General features: G+C 43.3%; 15 protein-coding genes and 1 tRNA gene. 10 read left to right on the forward strand and 6 right to left on the reverse strand.

Annotation, left to right across the window (positions count from 1 at the left end; translation table 11 throughout):
* Nucleotides 1–84 precede the first annotated feature (84 nt).
* Nucleotides 85–426 carry a hypothetical protein gene (locus HC246_RS14460; protein ID WP_169363988.1) on the forward strand — a complete coding sequence of 114 codons (342 nt, stop codon included), beginning with the start codon at nt 85–87 and terminating at the stop codon, nt 424–426.
* A 118-nt stretch (nt 427–544) separates the two neighbouring features.
* On the forward strand, nt 545–997 hold the full coding sequence (locus HC246_RS14465) for a nitrate reductase associated protein (RefSeq protein WP_169363989.1): 453 nt from the start codon (nt 545–547) through the stop codon (nt 995–997).
* 176 nt (nt 998–1,173) lie between these two features.
* Here HC246_RS14465 and HC246_RS14470 read toward each other — a convergent pair whose 3' ends face one another.
* Nucleotides 1,174–1,851, reverse strand: coding sequence for a response regulator transcription factor (locus tag HC246_RS14470; RefSeq protein ID WP_169363990.1), 678 nt, complete (start codon nt 1,849–1,851; stop codon nt 1,174–1,176).
* 481 nt (nt 1,852–2,332) lie between these two features.
* Here HC246_RS14470 and hemL point away from each other — a divergent pair, with 481 nt between their 5' ends.
* From hemL to HC246_RS14485, 3 genes are all read left to right on the forward strand, one after another.
* Complete coding sequence (gene hemL, locus HC246_RS14475; protein WP_169363991.1) at nt 2,333–3,643, forward strand: glutamate-1-semialdehyde 2,1-aminomutase; 1,311 nt, start codon at nt 2,333–2,335, stop codon at nt 3,641–3,643.
* Between the two features lie 182 nt (nt 3,644–3,825).
* Nucleotides 3,826–4,452, forward strand: coding sequence for an ATP synthase subunit B family protein (locus HC246_RS14480; protein WP_126388674.1), 627 nt, complete (start codon nt 3,826–3,828; stop codon nt 4,450–4,452).
* Between the two features lie 374 nt (nt 4,453–4,826).
* Nucleotides 4,827–5,339 carry an RNA recognition motif domain-containing protein gene (locus tag HC246_RS14485; RefSeq protein WP_169363992.1) on the forward strand — a complete coding sequence of 171 codons (513 nt, stop codon included), beginning with the start codon at nt 4,827–4,829 and terminating at the stop codon, nt 5,337–5,339.
* A 53-nt stretch (nt 5,340–5,392) separates the two neighbouring features.
* Here HC246_RS14485 and HC246_RS14490 read toward each other — a convergent pair whose 3' ends face one another.
* Entirely contained in the window at nt 5,393–6,733 is a 1,341-nt protein-coding gene (locus HC246_RS14490) for a YdcF family protein (protein WP_169363993.1), read from the reverse strand.
* A 158-nt stretch (nt 6,734–6,891) separates the two neighbouring features.
* Here HC246_RS14490 and lipA point away from each other — a divergent pair, with 158 nt between their 5' ends.
* Complete coding sequence (lipA, locus tag HC246_RS14495; protein ID WP_169363994.1) at nt 6,892–7,752, forward strand: lipoyl synthase; 861 nt, start codon at nt 6,892–6,894, stop codon at nt 7,750–7,752.
* 411 nt (nt 7,753–8,163) lie between these two features.
* Here the strand turns inward: lipA and HC246_RS14500 are convergent, their stop codons facing one another.
* The gene (locus HC246_RS14500; protein ID WP_169363995.1) at nt 8,164–9,345 is read right to left on the reverse strand and encodes a 5-(carboxyamino)imidazole ribonucleotide synthase; all 1,182 of its coding nucleotides are present in this window, start codon (nt 9,343–9,345) and stop codon (nt 8,164–8,166) included.
* A gap of 353 nt (nt 9,346–9,698) precedes the next feature.
* On the opposite strand from HC246_RS14500, the gene HC246_RS25540 reads away from it, so the two are divergent.
* Entirely contained in the window at nt 9,699–10,439 is a 741-nt protein-coding gene (locus HC246_RS25540) for a glycoside hydrolase family 19 protein (RefSeq protein WP_211167714.1), read from the forward strand.
* Nucleotides 10,440–10,487: 48 nt separating this feature from the next.
* On the opposite strand, the gene HC246_RS14510 is transcribed toward HC246_RS25540, so the two are convergent.
* Nucleotides 10,488–10,560, reverse strand: a tRNA-Thr gene (locus HC246_RS14510).
* A gap of 353 nt (nt 10,561–10,913) precedes the next feature.
* Here HC246_RS14510 and HC246_RS14515 point away from each other — a divergent pair.
* Both HC246_RS14515 and dnaK read left to right on the forward strand, forming a co-directional pair.
* Nucleotides 10,914–11,630, forward strand: coding sequence for a J domain-containing protein (locus HC246_RS14515; protein ID WP_169363996.1), 717 nt, complete (start codon nt 10,914–10,916; stop codon nt 11,628–11,630).
* Nucleotides 11,631–11,939: 309 nt separating this feature from the next.
* Nucleotides 11,940–13,841: a molecular chaperone DnaK gene (gene dnaK / locus HC246_RS14520; protein ID WP_169363997.1), complete on the forward strand. Its 1,902-nt coding sequence runs from the start codon at nt 11,940–11,942 to the stop codon at nt 13,839–13,841.
* Nucleotides 13,842–14,295: 454 nt separating this feature from the next.
* Here dnaK and HC246_RS14525 read toward each other — a convergent pair whose 3' ends face one another.
* Nucleotides 14,296–14,916, reverse strand: a complete 621-nt coding sequence (locus HC246_RS14525) for a hypothetical protein (protein ID WP_169363998.1) — start codon at nt 14,914–14,916, stop codon at nt 14,296–14,298.
* Nucleotides 14,917–15,091: 175 nt separating this feature from the next.
* Here HC246_RS14525 and HC246_RS14530 point away from each other — a divergent pair, with 175 nt between their 5' ends.
* Nucleotides 15,092–15,280 (forward strand): DUF433 domain-containing protein, encoded by a 189-nt coding sequence (locus HC246_RS14530; RefSeq protein ID WP_169363999.1) that lies wholly within the window; start codon nt 15,092–15,094, stop codon nt 15,278–15,280.
* Nucleotides 15,281–15,404: 124 nt separating this feature from the next.
* Here the strand turns inward: HC246_RS14530 and HC246_RS14535 are convergent, their stop codons facing one another.
* On the reverse strand, nt 15,405–20,912 hold the full coding sequence (locus HC246_RS14535; protein ID WP_169364000.1) for a WD40 domain-containing protein: 5,508 nt from the start codon (nt 20,910–20,912) through the stop codon (nt 15,405–15,407).
* Nucleotides 20,913–20,970: the final 58 nt, after the last annotated feature.

Below are 20,970 nucleotides of genomic sequence, written 5' to 3' on the forward strand. Positions count from 1 at the left end.
ATTGCTTTGATTATCTCCCTTTGACATGATACTGGCAATCAGCACTTGAAGTCATTCTTCTATCTGTCTTGCAGGAGCAATAACATGACATTACTACGAAGCTTTCTATCTGTTTCTACATTGCTTATTTATGCCGTATCAATTTATGTCATCGTCACCATGGGAATCAACTTCCCTGCCGTCTATTTTGGTGATCTCCTAAAGCTTGACTGGCGATCGCAGTTCAATACAGATCTTTTAATTGCTCTGTGCCTGTTCTTGATTTGGGTGATATGGCGTGAGGGATTTACCGCTAAAGGATTTCTATTCGGTTTGATGTTTACATCTTTGGGATTTATGTTCGGATGCCCCTATTTACTGTATGCCACCTACAAGGCTCAAGGTGATCCCAAGGCGTTGCTGTTGGGGGTACATGCTGACAAGTGATCTAAATGTAGAAGCGTACCCCGAAGGGGTACGCTTCTACATTTAGGAATTATTGCCCAAGACTTGCGAGAATATGGAGAAACAATTAGAACTCAACAAACTATCTCATCATTAACCTATGCTCCAATTTTTTCAGTTTGAAGCAGATTTTGTAGCCTCCTTGAGATGTATCCCGATGCAAGTACGCTACAAACTTGATACCTGTGGCATCAAACTAAAACTTCAGCATTGGCTCAGTTTTTCAACAGGCGATCGCCAGAAATTAATTGACCTGCCCTGTACTACTGTCGAAGAAATTCAAAACTATCGTGACAATTTGCGATCGCTGGTTTGTCAACAGTTCCAGATATATCCTAGCGATTTACCCATTGAGGAAAATCCTGCATGGTTGCAAAGTGAATTTATCCCGATCAGCGTTTTGCAACACGCAGAGGAATTAAAAGTAGCGATCGACCTATCGCAGTGGCAAAATCTCACCCCCCTACAAAGATTTGCCCTGATTAAGCTCAGCACATCCGATCACGAAAACAGTAATTTTTTACCCGCCTTACAAGAATTTGACTTAATTTGATAAGTAGCTAGGCATAATTGAAACCCCAACCGTAGAGCACGCTGCGCGTGCTCTACGGTTGGGGTTTTATATTTAATTGCACCTAATTTGATACAAAAAGCTTGCTTTTCGTATCAAATTAGCCTGACAAGAATTTGGTATTGCATAAAAAAAGGGAGTGCATTGCACTCCCTTTTTTATGAAAGTTGACTTAAGCGATAGCCAACACCATGAATTGTCTCGATCAAGTTGTGGGGAGCACCTGCACCCTTCAACTTGTTCCGCAGACTCTTAATCGTGGCATTGATCGTATCTTCTCTAGGTGGATCAGTCAGCGACCAGACATGCTCGACAATTGTGATCCGTTTCAATACTTGACGACCATGATGTAGCAACAACTCTAGGATGTTGTACTCCTTAGGTGTTAAATGCACAGATTGACCTGTATAGGAAACCTCATGCATTCCTGGATCAAGCTGCAATTCCCCCCAACGTAAAACAGTGGGTTCTGCAACCTGAGCACGACGTGACAACGCACGGATACGAGCCATTAACTCAGGTGGATCGATGGGTTTGACGAGATAATCGTCAGCACCAGCGTCTAGACCCTGAACCTTGTCAGAACTCATATCAAGAGCTGTGACCATCAAAATCGGGATATTGTTGCCATGGGCACGCAGACGACGACATAGGTTAATGCCATCTAACTTGGGCAACATGACATCTAGCAAAATGAGGTTGTAATCATCAGCTTGAGATTTCTCCCAGCCTTCTTCCCCATCTCTAGCAATATCTACAACACAATGCTGACCTGTTAACACTTCGGCTAAAGTGTCAGCTAAGTTGGCATCATCTTCTACAAGGAGAATTCTCATTGGATCGAACAATTTTTAATTATTTTAAGCTGGGATAGGTGCTTGCTTATATGCTAACGACTACCTTTGCAGGTTTATGAAGAATATGAACTTTATAAATCTCGTTAACACGATTCACCCCTATCTATTTGCATCATATACGAAACGTCGAATGGTTTTTCAGAAATACAAAAATTTTAAGTATTATTGCGATAAAAGTACTTTTAATCAGCTATAAATCATTATTTTTTTATAAAAATGTTCGGTATTAATACTTATCCACCACATTTTGTTTGCAAAAAGTATACAAAAGATTTTTTAGCGCCTTTAGAGCTATGGGATCGATCGCCTTGGACAATCTCCAGCAAAACTCAGAGCAAAATTCAAGGCAAAACTAAAAACAGTTGCAACTTTTATGCTATTTGCGTGACGCTTGCATCGTTGCTAAGTTAAATTGAGTTGAGAAAGAGTTACAAAATCTAAAAAAAATCTTCGTTAAAAAATGACTGCGAATTTATCTACTTTTAAAACAACGGCATCTCAAGAAATTTTTGCCAAAGCTAAAGAACTAATGCCTGGTGGTGTGAGTTCCCCCGTCCGAGCCTTTAAATCCGTTGGTGGTGAACCCATCGTCTTCGATCGCGTCAATGGTGCATATGCATGGGACATCGACGGCAATAAGTATATTGACTATGTTGGCTCATGGGGACCTGCGATCGTTGGGCATTCACACCCCGAAGTCATCGAAGCACTACATAAAGCATTAGAAAAAGGCACAAGCTTTGGTGCGCCCTGCGTCCTCGAAAATATCCTCGCCGAAATGGTGATCGAAGCCGTACCTAGTGTGGAAATGGTACGCTTTGTGAACTCTGGTACTGAAGCCTGTATGTCCGTCTTGCGCTTGATGAGAGCCTTTACAGGTCGCGACAAAATCATCAAGTTTGAAGGTTGCTATCACGGTCACGCTGATATGTTTCTTGTCAAGGCAGGTTCGGGTGTCGCAACCCTCGGTTTACCTGATTCCCCTGGGGTTCCTAAATCCACAACCGCCAATACTCTTACAGCTCCCTACAATGACCTTGAAGCGGTCAAACAGTTATTCGTCGAAAATCCCGATCAAATTTCTGGTGTGATCATCGAGCCAGTAGTCGGTAATGCTGGCTGTATAGTACCTAAGGACGGATTCCTGCAAGGCTTAAAGGATCTCTGTCATGCCAATGGCGCATTGTTAGTATTTGATGAAGTAATGACAGGCTTCCGTCTTTCCTATGGCGGTGCACAGGCTCGTTTTGGCATTACACCCGACTTGACCACAATGGGCAAAGTCATCGGCGGCGGTTTACCTGTAGGCGCATATGGTGGTCGCAAAGAGATTATGTCCCTCGTTGCGCCTGCGGGTCCCATGTATCAGGCAGGTACATTGTCGGGAAATCCTTTGGCGATGACCGCAGGCATCAAGACGATGGAAATCCTCAAGCGTGCTGGTTCCTATGAATATCTAGAGCAGATCACTAAAAAGCTAGCTGATGGCATGTTAGCGATCGCCCATGAAACTGGACATGCTGCTACGGGTAACATTGTTGGTGCGATGTTCTGTATGTTCTTTACCAATCAAAAGGTATATAGCTACGAAGATGCCAAAACTAGCGATACTGCCAAGTTTGCCAAATTCCATCGCGCCATGCTAGAGCATGGTGTTTACCTTGCTCCATCACAGTTTGAGGCTGGTTTTACCTCCCTTGCCCATACTGATGCTGATATTGAGGCAACTCTCACCGCAGCTCGCACTGTATTGTCACAAATCCCTGCCTAGACTGGGTTTGATGAGATGGGCAAGGCTCATCTCATCAAAAAAACTGCATTCAGTGGCGGCTTTCTCAAAAATTCATTTACAATGTTCATTAAACTTTCTAGGTTTGTCTACTAGCGAACCACGCTAGCTTGACTTATATCCTTAGAATATCGAAGCATTGAACTTTCCCTTAACTAAATCCGATGCTGACAGAAAATTCAACTGCTAGTACCAAATCTAATAATGGTAATTACAACGGCTCGATTGCACCTGTACAGAGAGCTGATTACTATATGAGCTTGCACAAAGAGTTAGACCATCTTGAAGAAATGGTGCTAGAAAGCGGTCCCCGTGTGATGGGTCATACGGTGATCGACGAAGAAAAGTTGTGTCAGCAAATCGATCGCGTCAGGTTATCAGTGCCCGAATCGATCGCTAAGGCAGAAGAGATCCTCCTTTACAAGCAAGATTTAATCGCTGAAGCACAACAATATGCAGAAGATTTAATCAAGTCTGCCGAGTTACGCGCTAGTCAACTCCTCGAAGAATCATTGATTATCCGCCAAGCTGAACAAGAGGCAAATCAAATCCGCCGCGAGATCCAAGAAGAATGTGAGCAAATGCGATCGCAAACCCTCAACGAGGTCAACCAAATGCGTCGCCAAGCCCAAAAGGATCTCGATAGCCTGCATCAGCGTGTGACTAGTGAAGTCCAAGACATGCAGCGTGGGGCAGATGAATATAGCGATCGTGTGTTAGGCAATCTTGAATCACAACTAATTGACATGATCAAAATTGTCCAAAACGGACGCAAAGAACTACGACTTTAAAAATTCTTCTGTCTTCTTCCTAAAATAGCTAAAACCAAGATAGGGTAAGACATATACCACTATTTATTCTCATCTAGATTGCGATCGCCAAGGCTGATATCTAGGAATAAGGTAGCTATAAAATTAATGTAAAGTGATCAAGTTTTGATACTTTCATTACATTTCGTTTGGAAGATGAGCATTTTGTATGTTATGTTGTTACATGGCGCAAGAGTGCCACTTTAAACATTAAATTAAATTGATCGCAGGTAGCACGTAATCAATAGCTCCAATTTAAGCTAGCAAGTAGCAAACAAGTTTTTTAAACAAGTTTTTTGTAGCGGCTGCTCTAGTCACCTGCTGAAGATTTCATAGCGTAGAGGTTTTCTATTATCATGTCCATCCGCCTTTATGTTGGCAACCTGCCAGCAGAATTAGATCGCCAAGCTCTAGAAAAAATTTTCAATGAATCAGGTGATTCAGTATCTTTGAAAGTTATAACTGATCGCAAAACTGGCAAATGCCGTGGTTTTGGATTTGTGACCGTCGGATCTGATGAAGTTGCCGATACAGTCATTGAAAAATTTAATGGTTATGACTTCAACGGTGCTGTGTTAAAACTGGAAAAAGCTCTTCCTCGCACTAAAGGTAAGGGAGAAGACGGCTCTGACGAGGAAGGATCTAATGACTCTGTAAAATCAGAGGCTGAATCTTCATCTACCGCAGTTGCCGCACCAGTTAAGGCTGCCGCCAAACGCAAAAAACGTAACAACAATAAAAAATCCACTGGAAGTTCATCTTCTAGCTCTAGTAGTTCGACTGAAGCACATCAACCCGATCCACGTTGGGCTTCCGATCTTGAGCGTCTCAAGCAACAGCTTCTAGAAGCACAAGGCGCAGCTAAGTAAAATAAACAAACCCATAAAAAAGCCCTTGCGAAGCAAGGGCTTTTTTATGGGTTTCATTTGGGGGCAGGAGTGGTTTCGACTGCTGGCTTAGGATAGTAAGGACTCTCGTCAGTTAAGGGGGGGCGTAGCCAGAATCTTAATGTGTAAAAAATTAGTTCTTTGAGTTCTGTCCATGCGCGTTCCGATCGCACAAAAGATGTGGCATTAAACAGAAAATATCGATATTGGATCTGAAACTGTTTACCAATCGGCCAAGGGCATTGTTTGGCTAAATCTGTATGACTATCTGAAGGATATCCAGCAGTAGTTAGAGAAGCATTAAGCTCTTGATTCCTAAAAGATAAAAATGCTCGGGTTGCTTCAATGGGAGAAGTGATGAGTAACATCCTTCTACTGTTACGCTGGTCTTCTCGTAATAATTTATTTTTTTCTAAGGTTTTGATAAGTTTAGCAATTTCATCACCGCTACTCCGTATCGTCAATCCCGATGGCTCAATAATAATAAAAGGACGAATACCTGAAAAATTGGGTAAATTCGTCAAGACCGCACACATTCGATCAGCTTCAGTTAAATCAACTTGAGGAAGAGCGTCACTAGGACTAGCAGGATTCGTAAAATAGCCTTCATAACGAGGATCGTAACGCAACCCAATGTTAGTTACTTCAGCGCGACTAGCGATCTCATTTCTGACATTTTCCTTTGTCCGAATTGGTGGAGATTCTGGCGCAGTAAGGCAGGGATATCCTTTAGTTGGAGGATGAGTTGTATGTCTGCCACCACTCAGAAGAATATAGGGCTTTTGTTGTGGATTAGCCGCATTCCATAGTCTGATTGCTTCTTGAAGACGTGGTTCATAGGGAGGATTTTCAGCAAGTACAACAATAAGATCGTAAACACCCCGCCTAAAATCTAAGAGTTCCTGTTCTGATAAATTGCGTACTGGACGACGATAAGACTGTTCGATCGCATTAGCACCTTGCTGCTCTAAGTAACAAGTAAATAGTTCTGATGTCGCATTATTTGTAGATACTGCAAATAGAATTAGAACGATTAATATTTCCTTTGTGACAATAGCGACCTTATCCGCAGCGCCTTTGTTATCAACCTTGTCACCACTTTTGATCTTTAAATCTTTTAGCCTTAACCAAAAATTGAAAAATAGTAATAGTAAGATGATTCCAGTTAATGTAAAAGGGAAGGATAGAAACTCAACAACAATTTTGGGAACTGGATCTTCAACAAATCTGAAACTTGCGAAAATAATAACAACTAATGCTGTAAATATCACCAGTCCAAAGATGCGAAACCAATCTTTGGGAATGGCTCTAAACAGAATAATAAAGACTGGGATTGCAATAATCCAAATTAGAATATTGGTTAATAGATCGAACACGATCCCTCCAAAATTCTCTAGTAGTCCTCGTGCTGGACTGACGATAAATGTGTCAGTGCAATATGCTAGTCAATAGAGTCACATCTGTAAAGGGCTTTATCAGGTTTTATCTGACTTTTTCTGCCAAATTTATGACTACTTTGTAAAATTCAAACCATATGCCCGCGAAAGAAGAGTTACGTTTACCCAGTTGGTTGCGCCCAAAAATTGGTAATGCTAGCGAAATCTCCGAAGTTCAGAAAATTATTAAACAACGCGGGATTCATACCATTTGTGAGGAGGGTCGCTGTCCCAATCGGGCGGAGTGCTATTCCCAGAAGACGGCAACTTTTTTGTTAATGGGACCAACCTGTACCCGTGCCTGTGGCTTTTGCCAAGTTGATAAGGGACACCAGCCCATGCCCCTTGATCCTGAGGAAGCTAATAAGGTTGCCGAAGCGGTGGAATTATTAGATTTAGATTATGTGGTATTAACTTCAGTGGCACGGGATGATTTAGCGGATCAGGGCGCTAGTTGCTTTGTAGAAGCCATGCAATCAATTCGCCGATCGCGCCCAAATGCGAAGATCGAAGTATTAACGCCCGACTTTCGGGGCGATCGCCATTGCATCGAAACGGTGGTTGCGGCTGAGCCTGTTTGCTATAACCACAATATCGAGACAGTGCGACGTTTGCAGGGTAAAGTGCGACGTGGTGCAAAATATGAGCGATCGCTCTCGGTGTTACAAATAGTCAAAGAACTTGATCCCCGCATTGTTACCAAGTCGGGCTTGATGGTGGGACACGGGGAAACGGTGGAGGAGCTAACCGAGGCAATGCAGGATTTATATGCAGTGGGTTGCAGTTCCCTCACCATTGGGCAGTATCTGCGCCCATCCCTTGAGCATTTGCCTGTCCAGAAATATTGGACTCCTGAGGAGTTTGACCAATTAGGGGCGATCGCTCGGCAAATTGGATTTACCCATGTGCGATCGGGAGCCTTGGTGCGGAGTTCCTATCACGCTAGCCAAACTTCGTAATCCCAAAACTAAAAATGGCTACGCCATTTTTAGTTTTGAAAACCCTTAATGATTAGGACTTACGCATTGAGGAGATGTAGTGCGGGCAAAGCCCACACTACATCTCCTCAAACCCCAGTAAACTCGTTTTTGGGAATTGCTATAAAACTGCTCCCGCAGGGAGCAGTTTTACAAAAAAATAGCGGGTAATGGCAACGTCAGTAAATCCATTTCCCGCTAACTCTTGTTCAATGAAACAATTGAGACGCATCTATAAGTTCCCACGAAGCGAAAAGGGTTTTCATCAGCTAAAGTGCTTATTTGAAATGCTTTCTATATCAGCATTTTGGCTTGATCCCTCAAATTAGAAATATCGCTACCCAAACTCCAAAGAGAGTTGCGGTGCGTAGCGCCATAACTCTCTTTGGGGTTTTAATTACCGTACCAGATGCTTTCAATGCGATCGCTAAGATCAATGGCAAGATCATGACGCTCTGCCAAAATTGTGACATGACCGAGTTTGCGCCCAACCGAAGAACTAGTTTTGTTGTACCAATGAATGTGAGTATTTGGGAAATTGGCGATCACCTTGAGCTTCTCTGCATAGCGAGAATTCTCAATAGATTTCTCTGAACTTGTCCAAGTCGCCTTTTCATATCCTAAAAGATTGACCATCAACGCAACGTTCGCAACCATGGCGACATCGCCTAAATCCATTCCACTAACTACACGGAGTAACTGCTCAAATTGGGAAGTACGACAGCCTTCAATCGTGTAATGTCCTGAATTGTGCGTGCGGGGGGCGATTTCATTCACACTGATTTCGCCTGTTGCGGTTAAAAAGAACTCGATCCCAAATACGCCGATCGCATCCAGAGTCGTCACAATTTGGGTAGCGATAGTTTCCACCTGTTCCCGAATGCTTGGTGCAATCCGAGCAGGCGCAACTGTACGGCGACAAACTTGATTGGTTTGCAGAGTTTCGACTACAGGATAAATAGAAATTGCGCCAGATTCCGAGCGAGCAGCTATGACCGCCAGTTCACTTTCAAAGGGAATGAATTTTTCGGCGATCGCAGGGGCTTTGTGCATACTTTCCCAAGCAGATTGCAGTTCTATTTCATTGGCAATTACCCAAGTACCTTTGCCGTCATAACCATGTCTTCTCGCTTTGAGTACTAAGGGATAATTTAGTTTTGTCGCTGCGTCTAAAAGTTCCGTTTCTGTTTCTACACTATAAAATTCAGGTGTGGGAATATGGTGATCGCGAAAATGTTGGCGTTGGTTCAGCTTATCAACGGAAATTGCTAAGGTTTCTAATTTTGGTAAAAACAATAATTGGCGATCGCCTTGATGATCTAGCAATTCCTGTAAAGCGACGAGATCAACAAATTCATTCTCAAAGGTGATTACTTGACAATGTTCCGCAAGCTGAGCAGTAGCGATTGCATCGGCAACTTTGCCATAAATCACGCGATCAGCTATAGGTACTGCCGATTCATCAGGGCTGGATGCCTGTACTGCGAGATGTAGCCCTAGATTTTTGGCAGCGATCGCCATCATCCAAGCCAGTTGACCACCACCAATCACCCCGATTTGTTGTCGAGTAACCACTACAAAATTCCTGAATCAATCTATAAAATTGCCAAATAGCCTCCTAATTATAAGGCATTCATATATAGCAATCCTAAAAGGTTTGTGGAAGCGCACCCCTTTGGGGTGCGCTTCCACAAACCTAAAAATCTACAAATGATTTAGGACTGCTATATATTCAGTAGCCAGTTATGTTATGACAAAACCAAAAAACAGAAGAGAGTTGCGACACGAAGCGCCGTAACTCTCTTCTGTTTTTTGGTTTTGTCAAAGTTGCAAAATATTTCCAAAAATCACGAATAATGCGGCTTGATTTACAAAAATATGGCTAAAAGTTGATAATTATTGCATCTAGTCATTGAGGCGAAAATGCAATGGGAACGATGAAGGCTAAGGTTGCGACCAAATTAAAAGTACGTCCAGTAAATTCCTCAGAACTCACAAAACCTAACGAAACTATCGATGTTCCCGTAGGTAAAACCTATGGATTTGATAAATTTGAATCTGCGGATAATGGACATCTGAAAGTGACATTGGCAGCAAATAGCGGAGTTTATTATGTATATCCTCCCCATTGGGATGGATTAACTCCTGCTCAAATTGTCAGTAAGCAGCAAGCGGAAGCTCTGTTTGGGAATACAATCACTGATCCCCAATTGCAAGACCTGAATTCCTGTTTAGTTCGCTACAAGATTACTACCGCCCCAAGACTTCGGCATTTCCTTAGTCAAATTGCCCACGAATCGGGAGGTTTGCAATATACAGAAGAACTTGCCGATGGTTCTGATTATGAAGGTCGTGATGATTTGGGCAATGTCAATGCTGGGGATGGGCCAAAGTATAAAGGGGCTGGTGTAATTCAGCTAACGGGACGCGCTAATTATCAGGCTTTTAGCAATGCGATCGCTGATCCCAAAGTCATGGATGGGGTGAGCTATGTTGCGGCTAAATATCCATTTACGAGTGCAGGTTTTTGGTGGGACAACAATCAGATGAATGCGCTATGTGATAGTGGCGCAACCGTAGAGCAGGTAACTTTGCGCGTGAATGGTGGTGATAACGGCTTAGAAGATCGCCAACAGTATTATCAAAAAGCCTGTGGCATCTTTGCCTAATTGACACATAAAAAAGCACTGCATCGCAGTGCTTTTTTATGAAACCTAAGCTGGGGACGAGACTCGAACTCGTGACCTACTGATTACAAATCAGTTGCTCTACCAACTGAGCTACACCAGCAAATTTAGCGCTAAAGCATAATAACAGAAGTGCGATCGCTTTAGCAATATTAGAAATCAAATAATTGAGCCGCCTGCGTAGCAGGCGGCTCAATTATTTGGAAGTGAGAGCCTAGACTAAAATTAGCCTTGTTTTTGCTTGTCAAGTGGTTGACGCTAATGAAATATCCCTACAAAATGCTTAATAGACAAGTTTTTGGCTACTTAGAAAAGCGAAGTACAGGTTTGTTTCCCCGCCTTCGGCGGGGAAACAAACCTGTACTTCGCTAGACTGGTAAACTCTATATCGAGATTCTAAAAATTTGGCATGAAAACATAAATAGTTAGCTTAAACATAGATTTGATCATACGGATATGGCTAGGACAAGCGATCGCACCACAAATACCCAACAGGTAAATCACTACAAAACTCTGCGAATTAGCTATAACGCGAATCCTGCTGAGGTCAAGAGTGCTTATCGTGGACTAGTCAAAGAATTTCACCCCGATTGCAATCACCATCTGGACAATCATGATGATATTGCCTCGATCAATCTCGCCTACGAAGTCCTCAGCAACCCTCAAGCTCGCGCCCATTACGATCGCAGTTTAGGGATTAAGCATAGTCCGCATAGTAGCTCTCAAGGAGTTAAGCGATCGCCCACCAAGCGCGAAACCCATCTCAATGAAGATCAAAAAATCGATCGCTGGTGCAAACAAGTCTATGAACCAATTCTTGATCTCCTAGAAGGGATCATCGACAGTCTTGATGAACAGATTGATGCGCTTGCCGATGATCCCTATGATGATGGACTGATGGAAGACTTTGAGGACTACATCGATGAATGTCGCGGCTCCTATGCTAAAGCTCAGATTTTCTTTAGGGCAGTTCCCAATCCTGCCTCCGCCGCAGGCATCGCCAGCTATCTTTATCATTGCCTCAATGCCATTAGTGACGGCATCGAAGAGTTAAATTATTTCACCCTAAATTTTGATGATCACCATTTGCATACTGGGCAGGAGCTATGGCGCAGGGCGGAAGAGATGCGCTACTACGCGCAAAGGGCAATGCAGAATTTGCAAACAAGTTAAGGGCTTCGCAGTAACATAAGAAACCAGTTTTTTGATGGTGCGGCTTCGCCGCACCATCAAAAAACTGGTTTCTTATTAATTAGATTAAATGAACTACCAGAAGTTTTGTGAAAGTGTTGCTTTGCAACACTTTCACAAAACTTCTGGGTTTGGGCTTGAGCGCAAAGCGCTATAGAGTACGGTAAACCCTACAGAATTAGGTAGAGTCCCCCTGATGTGCTAATCGGGAAAAGTAGTTAATCTGGTATGAGATTAAAGGATTAACACAAAAGTTAACTTAAGAAGTAAAGATTAGGAGTTGGAAGCCTTATGGCTAAAGTAGTTGGAATCGACTTAGGTACGACAAACTCAGTCGTCGCCGTCATGGAAGGGGGCAAGCCAACGGTGATTGCAAACGCCGAAGGCTTCCGTACCACACCCTCGGTAGTTGCTTACGCAAAGAATGGCGATCGCTTGGTTGGACAAATTGCTAAGCGCCAAGCCGTCATGAACACTGAAAACACCTTTTATTCAGTAAAGCGCTTTATCGGCAGACGTTATGACGAAGTTAGCGGCGAATCTAAGCAAGTCGCTTACAAAGTAATGAAGGTCGGCGAAAACGTCAAAATTGACGCACCTGCCGCTAGCAAGCAATTTGCACCAGAAGAAATTTCGGCTCAAGTACTCCGCAAACTAGTTGACGATGCTAGCAAATATTTAGGCGAAACCGTCACCCAAGCCGTTATCACCGTTCCTGCATATTTCAACGACTCTCAGCGTCAAGCCACTAAGGATGCTGGCAAGATTGCAGGTGTTGAAGTTCTCCGTATTATTAACGAGCCAACCGCCGCAGCATTGGCTTACGGCTTGGATAGCAAAACTAACGAAACCATCCTCGTATTTGACCTTGGTGGCGGTACATTCGACGTATCGATCCTCGAAGTTGGTGACGGTGTATTTGAAGTAATGTCCACCAGTGGCGACACTCACCTCGGTGGTGATGACTTCGACAAGAAGATCGTAGACTTCCTCGCCAATCAGTTCCAATCCGCCGAAGGCATTGACCTCCGCAAGGACAAGCAAGCTTTACAGCGTTTGACTGAAGCTGCGGAAAAGGCAAAGATTGAGCTTTCGAGCGTTACTCAAACTGAAATCAACTTGCCTTTCATCACCGCAACTCAAGATGGTCCTAAGCACTTAGATACCACCTTGACTCGCGCCAAGTTTGAAGAGCTTTGCTCTGATCTGATCGATCGCTGCCGCATTCCCGTTGAGCAAGCGATCCGTGATGCCAAGATCGACAAGTCGAAGATTGATGAAGTAGTTCTCGTTGGTGGTTCCACCCGTATTCCTGCGGTACAAGAAGTTGTTAAGAAGATTCTTGGCAAAGACCCTAACCAAAGCGTTAACCCCGATGAAGTTGTGGCGATCGGTGCAGCAGTTCAAGCGGGTGTACTTGCTGGTGAAGTTAAGGACATTCTCTTGCTCGACGTTACTCCTCTCTCCCTCGGTGTCGAAACCTTGGGCGGCGTAATGACCAAGATTATTCCTAGAAATACCACTGTTCCTACCAAGAAGTCCGAAGTATTCTCCACTGCGGTTGATGGACAAAGCAATGTAGAAATTCACGTTCTCCAAGGTGAGCGTGAAATGGCTAACGACAACAAGAGTCTCGGAACCTTCCGTCTTGATGGTATTCCTCCCGCTCCTCGTGGCGTACCTCAAATCGAAGTTACCTTCGATATCGATGCTAACGGTCTGCTCTCCGTAACTGCGAAGGACAAGGGAACTGGTAAGGTGCAAACCATCTCGATCTCTGGTGCTTCCACCTTACCTAAGGATGAAGTGGAACGTATGGTCAACGAAGCTGAGCGTAACTCTGCGGCTGATAAAGAGAAGCGCGATCGCATTGAAGCGAAGAATCAAGCTGACTCCCTTGCCTACCAAGCTGAGAAGCAAATCAAGGATCTTGGCGATAAGGTTCCTGATGCTGACAAGACTAAGATCGAAGGTTTGGTCAAGACTCTCCGCGAATCAATTGCTAAAGACGATCACGAAGCGATCTCTGCTCAGGCTGAAGAGTTGAAGCAAGCGCTCTATGCTCTTAGCTCTTCTGTCTATCAACAAGGTGGTGCGGAAGCTCCAACTGGTGCGGCTCCTGAAGATGGAACCCGTGATGCGGCAAGTGGCGATGACAATGTGATTGACGCTGACTTCACTGAATCGAAGTAAGCTGGCAAACTTTAAAGCCCCAAAACTAAAAGCCTTGCGTAGCAAGGCTTTTAGTTTTGGGGCTTGAGAGAGAGAGTTTGCGTAGCACTCCCTCTCTCAAGCCCGTTTCAAATTATCCCGAACTCGCGTTACTTAATGGGAAAAGTCAAGTATTAAATGAGAGAGATTAGCTCGCAAACTGAAGTTCAGAGATTAAGATCCCCGACTTTTTTTGTGGACTTGAAACCCACTTTTGATGGTAAAGAAAAAGTCAGAGATCTGAGCATTTATTAGGTTGCTTGTCCTGACCTAATTATTTAATTTGATCATATTTTATATATCTGCATCTAGCATAAGTTCGTGATCGCTTATTAGCCTCTCATTTAGTAAGCAAAGTTTGGCGATCGCTGAGCATCTATCATTGCAAAACTTTTCCTAACTCTTCATTCTCTTTGGCTTGACACAAGATTTCGTTTTATATTTCTTTTTCCTCTAAAATTCCAATCAAGCTTGTTACTAAATCAGCGAGATCTTCAGGTACTCGATACAAACTGACATCTTGAGTCATCTGCTTAGATTGACGATCTAATTTTGCAAATTGCCAGATTTTGCCGATTGAGACAATCCCATAAAGTGTAGAGCAATCACTGACTTCTGCTTTATCCACAGCAATTAGTTCTACTGCTAGCTGCTTAAATCCCCGCTCAAGGTTCTCATCCTTTGCTTCGATAATCAATAATTGTTGAGATGCTTCTAGGTAGTAGTCTAGAGAGCCTTTTAACTGTTCAGTAACCATTAATGGATAGGACACAAATAGCTGTGTATCAATGTAATCCATAACTTCCATGAGGACTGGAGCAATCAAAAATTCGCGTCTAGCTAGTTCACTATCAAAGGCAATTCTCAGTAAGTTACGTTCTATCCGATGTTGCAAATCAGTTAGAGAAGTAATTATTTGTGAGGTTTTAGGTAAGGTGAGCTTAGCAACCTGCCATTTATAACCAAAGTATGCCAAAAGGTCTTTGGGGTAATAGTTGAGTTTGAAATAGTCTGAGAAGTAACAGGATGCTGGTAACTCGATCGCTTTGTGACTCATTGCTATGTTTCCAAGAAGCTAGGCTGATATGAGCTTATGATAGTCTAAACTCCAATGAAATAGAGCGATCGCTTTTTTATGGATATTGAGCAGCGATCGCTACAAAAATATCGAGCTTAGGTTAATATACAAGTAGCTAAAATTCTGTATCAGCAGAAGTTGCGATTTAAAATCAATGAATTATCGCGATCGCATTACTATTGAATCTGGTAAACGTAGTGGCAAGCCTTGTATTAGAGGAATGCGAATTACTGTTTATGATGTTTTGTCCTATCTTGCGTCTGGTATGACCTATCAGGAGGTTCTTGAAGATTTTCCTTACCTTACTCAAGAAGATATTTTTGCTTGTCTTAGCTATTCTTAGCTATGCTGCTGATCGCGATACTGAATCTTGTTGGTAGAGATGAAGATCTCCGACTTTTTTGGTGAACCTGAAAGTCACTTTTGATGGCGAAAAAAAAGTCGGGGATCTGGGCATTTACATACATCTATCCAGATTTGTTTTCCTGTTCTAATTGTTCTTTCGCCTGCTTTCTCCATTCTGATAATTTTTCGGGAGTAAATGGATTTTTGCCTTGTTGTAGAGCATCTAACCAAACTTGCTCGTCTCCATTTTTGAAGATTTTAGAAAGTAATAAGAAAGATTTAGGTTGGTCACTTTGCTGTTGATATATATATTTTCTTAAATCTTCAATCGCACCTTTTTTATTGTTGGTAATTGTTCTAGCTATGGCTCTACTGCGAAGAATATTGAGATTGTTTGGCTCAAGATTAATGGCGTTATCGCAAGCAAATATTACTTGACTTGCAGAGTTGTATATAGCTCCATACCAGCAAAGGGTAAGCCATGAATCGGCTGAAATTTTGAGGATGGGAGCATTTTTCAGGGCTTGTTTATAGGCAACTACAGCATCTTTGATTTCCCCCTTTTGCGCTAACTTCTTCCCTTTGGTAATAAAGTAAGGTGCAACTTCTAGTTCGGGATTGAAATCAAGACTATTATCAAGCTTCTTAGATTCTTGAAATAATGACAGAGCAACTTCAGGTTGACCATTCATCCCTTTAGTTCTGGCTTCAGCAACTAGGGCAGGAGTCGCAGCTTTGAGAGTTTGGGGATCGCGGCAAGTTGCTAGCTTTTGCTTTAGATCTGGTTGATTGATGATATATTCTTGGAGCCAATTACAAGCTAGTCCCTTCAATCTATCAATATCAATACTCCATAGCTTTACAGTATTATCCTCGCTAGCAGTAGCAAGTTGCTTACCATCGGGAGAGAAGGTGACGCTATTCACACCACCACTATGCCCCTTGAGCGTTTGGAGTTCCTTGCCATCAATATTCCATAGCTTTACGGTATTATCTCCGCTAGAAGTCGCTAAATACTTACTGTCAGGAGAAAAAACGACGCTATAGACACCACTACCATGACCCTTGAGCGTTTGGAGTTCCTTGCCATCAATGCTCCATAGTTTTACAGTTTTGTCATTGCTAGCAGTAGCAAGTTGCTTACCATCGGGAGAGAAAGCGACGCTATTGACGATACTATTATGTCCTTTGAGAGTTTGAAGTTCCTTGCCATCAATGCTCCATAGTTTTACAGTATTGTCAAAGCTAGCAGTAGCAAGTTGCTTACCATCGGGAGAGAAAGCGACGCTATTGACGATACTATTATGTCCTTTGAGAGTTTGAAGTTCCTTGCCATCAATGCTCCATAGTTTTACAGTTTTGTCAAAGCTAGCAGTGGCAAGTTGCTTACCATCGGGAGAGAAAGCGACGCTATTGACGATACTATTATGTCCTTTGAGAGTTTGAAGTTCCTTGCCATCAATGCTCCATAGTTTTACAGTTTTGTCAAAGCTAGCAGTGGCAAGTTGCTTACCATCGGGAGAGAAAGCGACGCTATTGACATTATCACCATGCCCTTTGAGAGTTTGAAGTTCCTTGCCATCAATGCTCCATAGTTTTACAGTTTTGTCAAAGCTAGCAGTGGCAAGTTGCTTACCATCGGGAGAGAAGGCGACGCTATTGACACCACTATTGAAACCAATGCTATGCCCCTTGAGAGTTGGAATTTCTTTGCCATCAACGTTCCATAGCTTTACAGTATTATCATAACTAGCAGTGGCAAGTTGCTTACCATCAGGAGAGAAGGCGGTACTAGAGACACCACTACCATGCCCTTTGAGAGTTTGAAGTTCCTTGCCATCAATGCTCCATAGCTTTACAGTATTGTCCTCGCTAGCAGTGGCAAGTTGCTTTCCATTGGGAGAGAAGACAACGCTAAAGACAGGGCTGCTATGCCCCTTGAGGGTTTGGATTTCTTTCCCATCAATGCTCCATAGTTTTACAGTCTTATCATAGCTAGCAGTGGCAAGTTGCTTACTATCGGGAGAGAAGACAACGCTAAAGACAGGGCTGCTATGCCCCTTGAGGGTTTGGATTTCTTTCCCATCAATGCTCCATAGTTTTACAGTAGTATCCTCGCTAGCAGTGGCAAGTTGCTTACCATCGGGAGAGAAGACAACGCTACGGACAGGACTGTTATGCCCCTTGAGGGTTTGGATTTCTTTCCCATCAATGCTCCATAGTTTTACAGTCTTATCCTCGCTAGCAGTGGCAAGTTGCTTACCATCGGGAGAGAAGACAACGCTATTGATGCCATCACTATGCCCTTTGAAAGTTTGAATTTCCTTGCCATCAATGCTCCATAGTTTTACAGTAGTATCCTCGCTAGCAGTGGCAAGTTGCTTGCCGTCGGGAGAGAATACAACACTATAGACACGGCTGCTATACCCCTTGAGGGTTTGGATTTCTTTCCCATCAATGCTCCATAGCTTTACAGTATTGTCCTCGCTAGCAGTAGCTAGTTGCTTACCATCGGGAGAAAAGGCAACACTATAGACATAACTACTATGCCCAATCAATCGATTCTTTTCTTGCGTCGCATAGATAACTTCTTGCATTGAGGCAGCGACACGCATTTTGACATCAGAGGAGACGATCTGACTTTTTTGCAACCGATCTGCTGTATCTACCGCCTCAATGAGAGCCTCAAGTTGCAGCCCATTATTCACCAGAGATATCATCTTGTAACTATCAGAAACAAATTGTGCATCAACACTACTTTTCCAAGCAAAGAATCCCGTCAGTACTGCGCCAACTGCCATCACACTCGCCACAATCCCCACCCCAAAAGCCAGCCGACTCCGTCCCCTAGCCTTAAACTTCGCCGCCTCTTCCTCCTTCACCGCCACACTCAACCGATCCACAGTTTCCCTCAAAGTCTCCCTAGTCTCTGCCAACTCCTGCTGCAACTTCGCCATCTCAGGCGCTTGCGACGCACGGATAAATTCCGCAAGATAGTCATGCACTAACTGATACCTATCCAAAGGTGACTCAGGGATTAACACCACCAAACCCGATCGCACAAAAATCTCCAACACCAAATCCAACGCTGAAGTATCCCCTTGCATCTCCGTCAGCAAATCATGCAAATCCTTCTCTAACTCCACGCGAGTCTTTAACGGACGAGTTCCGCGCTCATCCGTCATCATAAACAGCAAAAACTTCGCCAAGCGCTCATTCTCTTCCCCACAATCCACAATCACATCATTCAAATAACGCTCTACCAAGATCGCCTTTGGATTCGCACCCAACAGGCGATAGTTAGCAAGAGTCTTAATTCCCTCCTGTTGCAACTGCGCCCCGATCACCTGAAGCTCAATTGGACGCACCTCACCTAGCTCATCCTTGAGATCATCTGCGATCGCCCCAATCAACTCAGGCTCCAAATAAAAACGTGACTTCTCCGTAAGTGTTTGAATCAAAGCCTTAGCCGCCTCTACCTTGAGATTTCCTACCCGATACAGCACATTCTTACTGAGAATGTCTTGGTCGATCGCTGCCATGCTCTCAATCTGATTACATTCCAATAAATAATGCAGATAGTCCTCCCGCAACGACAAAACCACCTTCAACGAAGATAGATTTTGCGAATCATTTAGCAAACTTCCAATAAATTCAAAAAAGCGCCGCCGCTCAGTCGGTTGATTGTAATAAACAAAAAAGAACTCCTCAAACTGATCGAAAATCAAAACTATTCGTAGGTTTTGTGATTCTTTTTCCCGCAGTTTTGAGATGATGCCCTCACCGTTCGTCTGAGCTGAGCCTAAGCCCCCAGCCTCTCTCCCAGAAGGCGAGGGGAGCAAGAGAGAATCCGACTCCCCCTCTCCCATTGGGAGAGGGGGCTGGGGGGTGAGGGCTTTTTCCAATGGGAGAGAGGGTTGGGGGGTGCGGGTCTTTAAAGCCTTCTCCAACTCCTCTTCCCAATTCGTATATACCCGCAAGGCGATCGCACAAACATCCCTACCCTCAAACGATGTATGCTGCAACTGTGGAATCAATCCCGCATTTACCAGCGAACTCTTACCCACACCTGACTTGCCATAAAGCACAATCAGCTTATAACTAGGCTTAGCAATGCGCGTAATCAACTCATCGAGATCATGCTTCCGTCCCGAAGCCTCGATTTCTGTCGCCACATCGGTTTGCGATTTACCAACCGACTTCTTACCCTGCAATCGCCCCGCACCGATAAACGCCCGATATCCATATTGCTGCTCAACAGCATACTGTTCCTGCTTCGTGACATAGGCTTCGAGATATTGCTTTTGTTTTGTGTAAAGCGATCGCAATTCATTTAAAAGCTGGATATAAACATGTGGATGTCCAGTATCTCCTAACTCCTTTGCTTCCAGAAGTAGTTTTAATCCCTCTTGATTATGGTTGAGTTGGATTTCTGCTTGAGCAATAGTAAATAGATATAAATTGCGCCATTTTTGATAATCTTGAGGAGCTTGATCCAAAAAAGACAGTGCCATTTTTCCGTAATTTCTGGCAGTTCTCCATTCTTGTTTTTGAAGTGCGACCTCCGCTAAATATCGATAGTCTAATGAGAGATGATAAGGTTCGTGAAACTCTTGATGTAAAGGTAATGCTTTTTGGACAATTGCCTCAACAGCATCCCAATCAGACATACGATAGGCAGTAACGAAAAGGCGAATAATGATATTGGCTACAAAATCGGAACGGTTTATCTTTTCAAAAAATTCAATGGCAGATTGAAAGCCTGCTCTCGCCAATTCCCAATTTGGAGTACGATATTTTTCAGCATCAGCAATTGTGTAATTTACTTGACCAATTTGATTGATTAATAGACCACAGCGCTCAATATCTTTAACTTCTTGCCAATAGTTAAAACTCGCTTGCAAATATTCCAGAGCCTTAGCGGGTGAATTATTAGGCGGCAGTGTGTCTAACCCGCGAATAAAGTTAAGATTTGCTTGCAGTCTTGGCTCAAGATTTAATCCGCGATCGCTAATTTCTTTAAGAGCCGTTTCTAATTCCGCACATTGAATCGAACCGAGCTGATGAATTTGTCCTAACTTTTTGAAAAAAGGAATCTCACTAGGCGCAAGTACGTGACTAAATAGAGCCTCACTACCATCATGTAGAGAAGTTAGTAACTCATCGGTATCAATAGGAAACTCCAGTGTTGTCGTCCAACTCTCAAAGTCTGGTGCAGTCCGAATAATCCGCTTATGGGTACTATCAGAAATCCACCAGACAATTGGATAGGGACAATGATTGCGAAACATCTCACGATTGAGATTAATGTCTAAAAGTGCGGCGTGCAAATCCTCTAGTTCATCTAGCCCCATGATCGTCAATACTTTGGGAGTCTCCGATCGCACCTGAGCAATGATGTAGTTATATAAATCCTTTTGCGATCGCGGCAACTTTATTTCATAAATCGGTTGGGGATGAATTTCCTTGAGGCGAGTAATTAGGCGATCGCGCAAATCCTGATAGTTGCATCGCGCCAGTAGGAGCTTAAACTCACCTTCGTACATATCTAGAGTCATCGAAAGCTCTTGCAATAAATCCTCATTCTCTGGAGAAATATTTGCTGATGTCAGCTTAGAATCATCGCTCATCGCCTTGTGACCTAGATTTTGGATTGCTACATTATTCACTAATTAAACAAAAAAGGCT

The sequence above is a fragment of the Pseudanabaena yagii GIHE-NHR1 genome, from assembly GCF_012863495.1.
Classification (GTDB): Bacteria; Cyanobacteriota; Cyanobacteriia; order Pseudanabaenales; family Pseudanabaenaceae; genus Pseudanabaena; species Pseudanabaena yagii.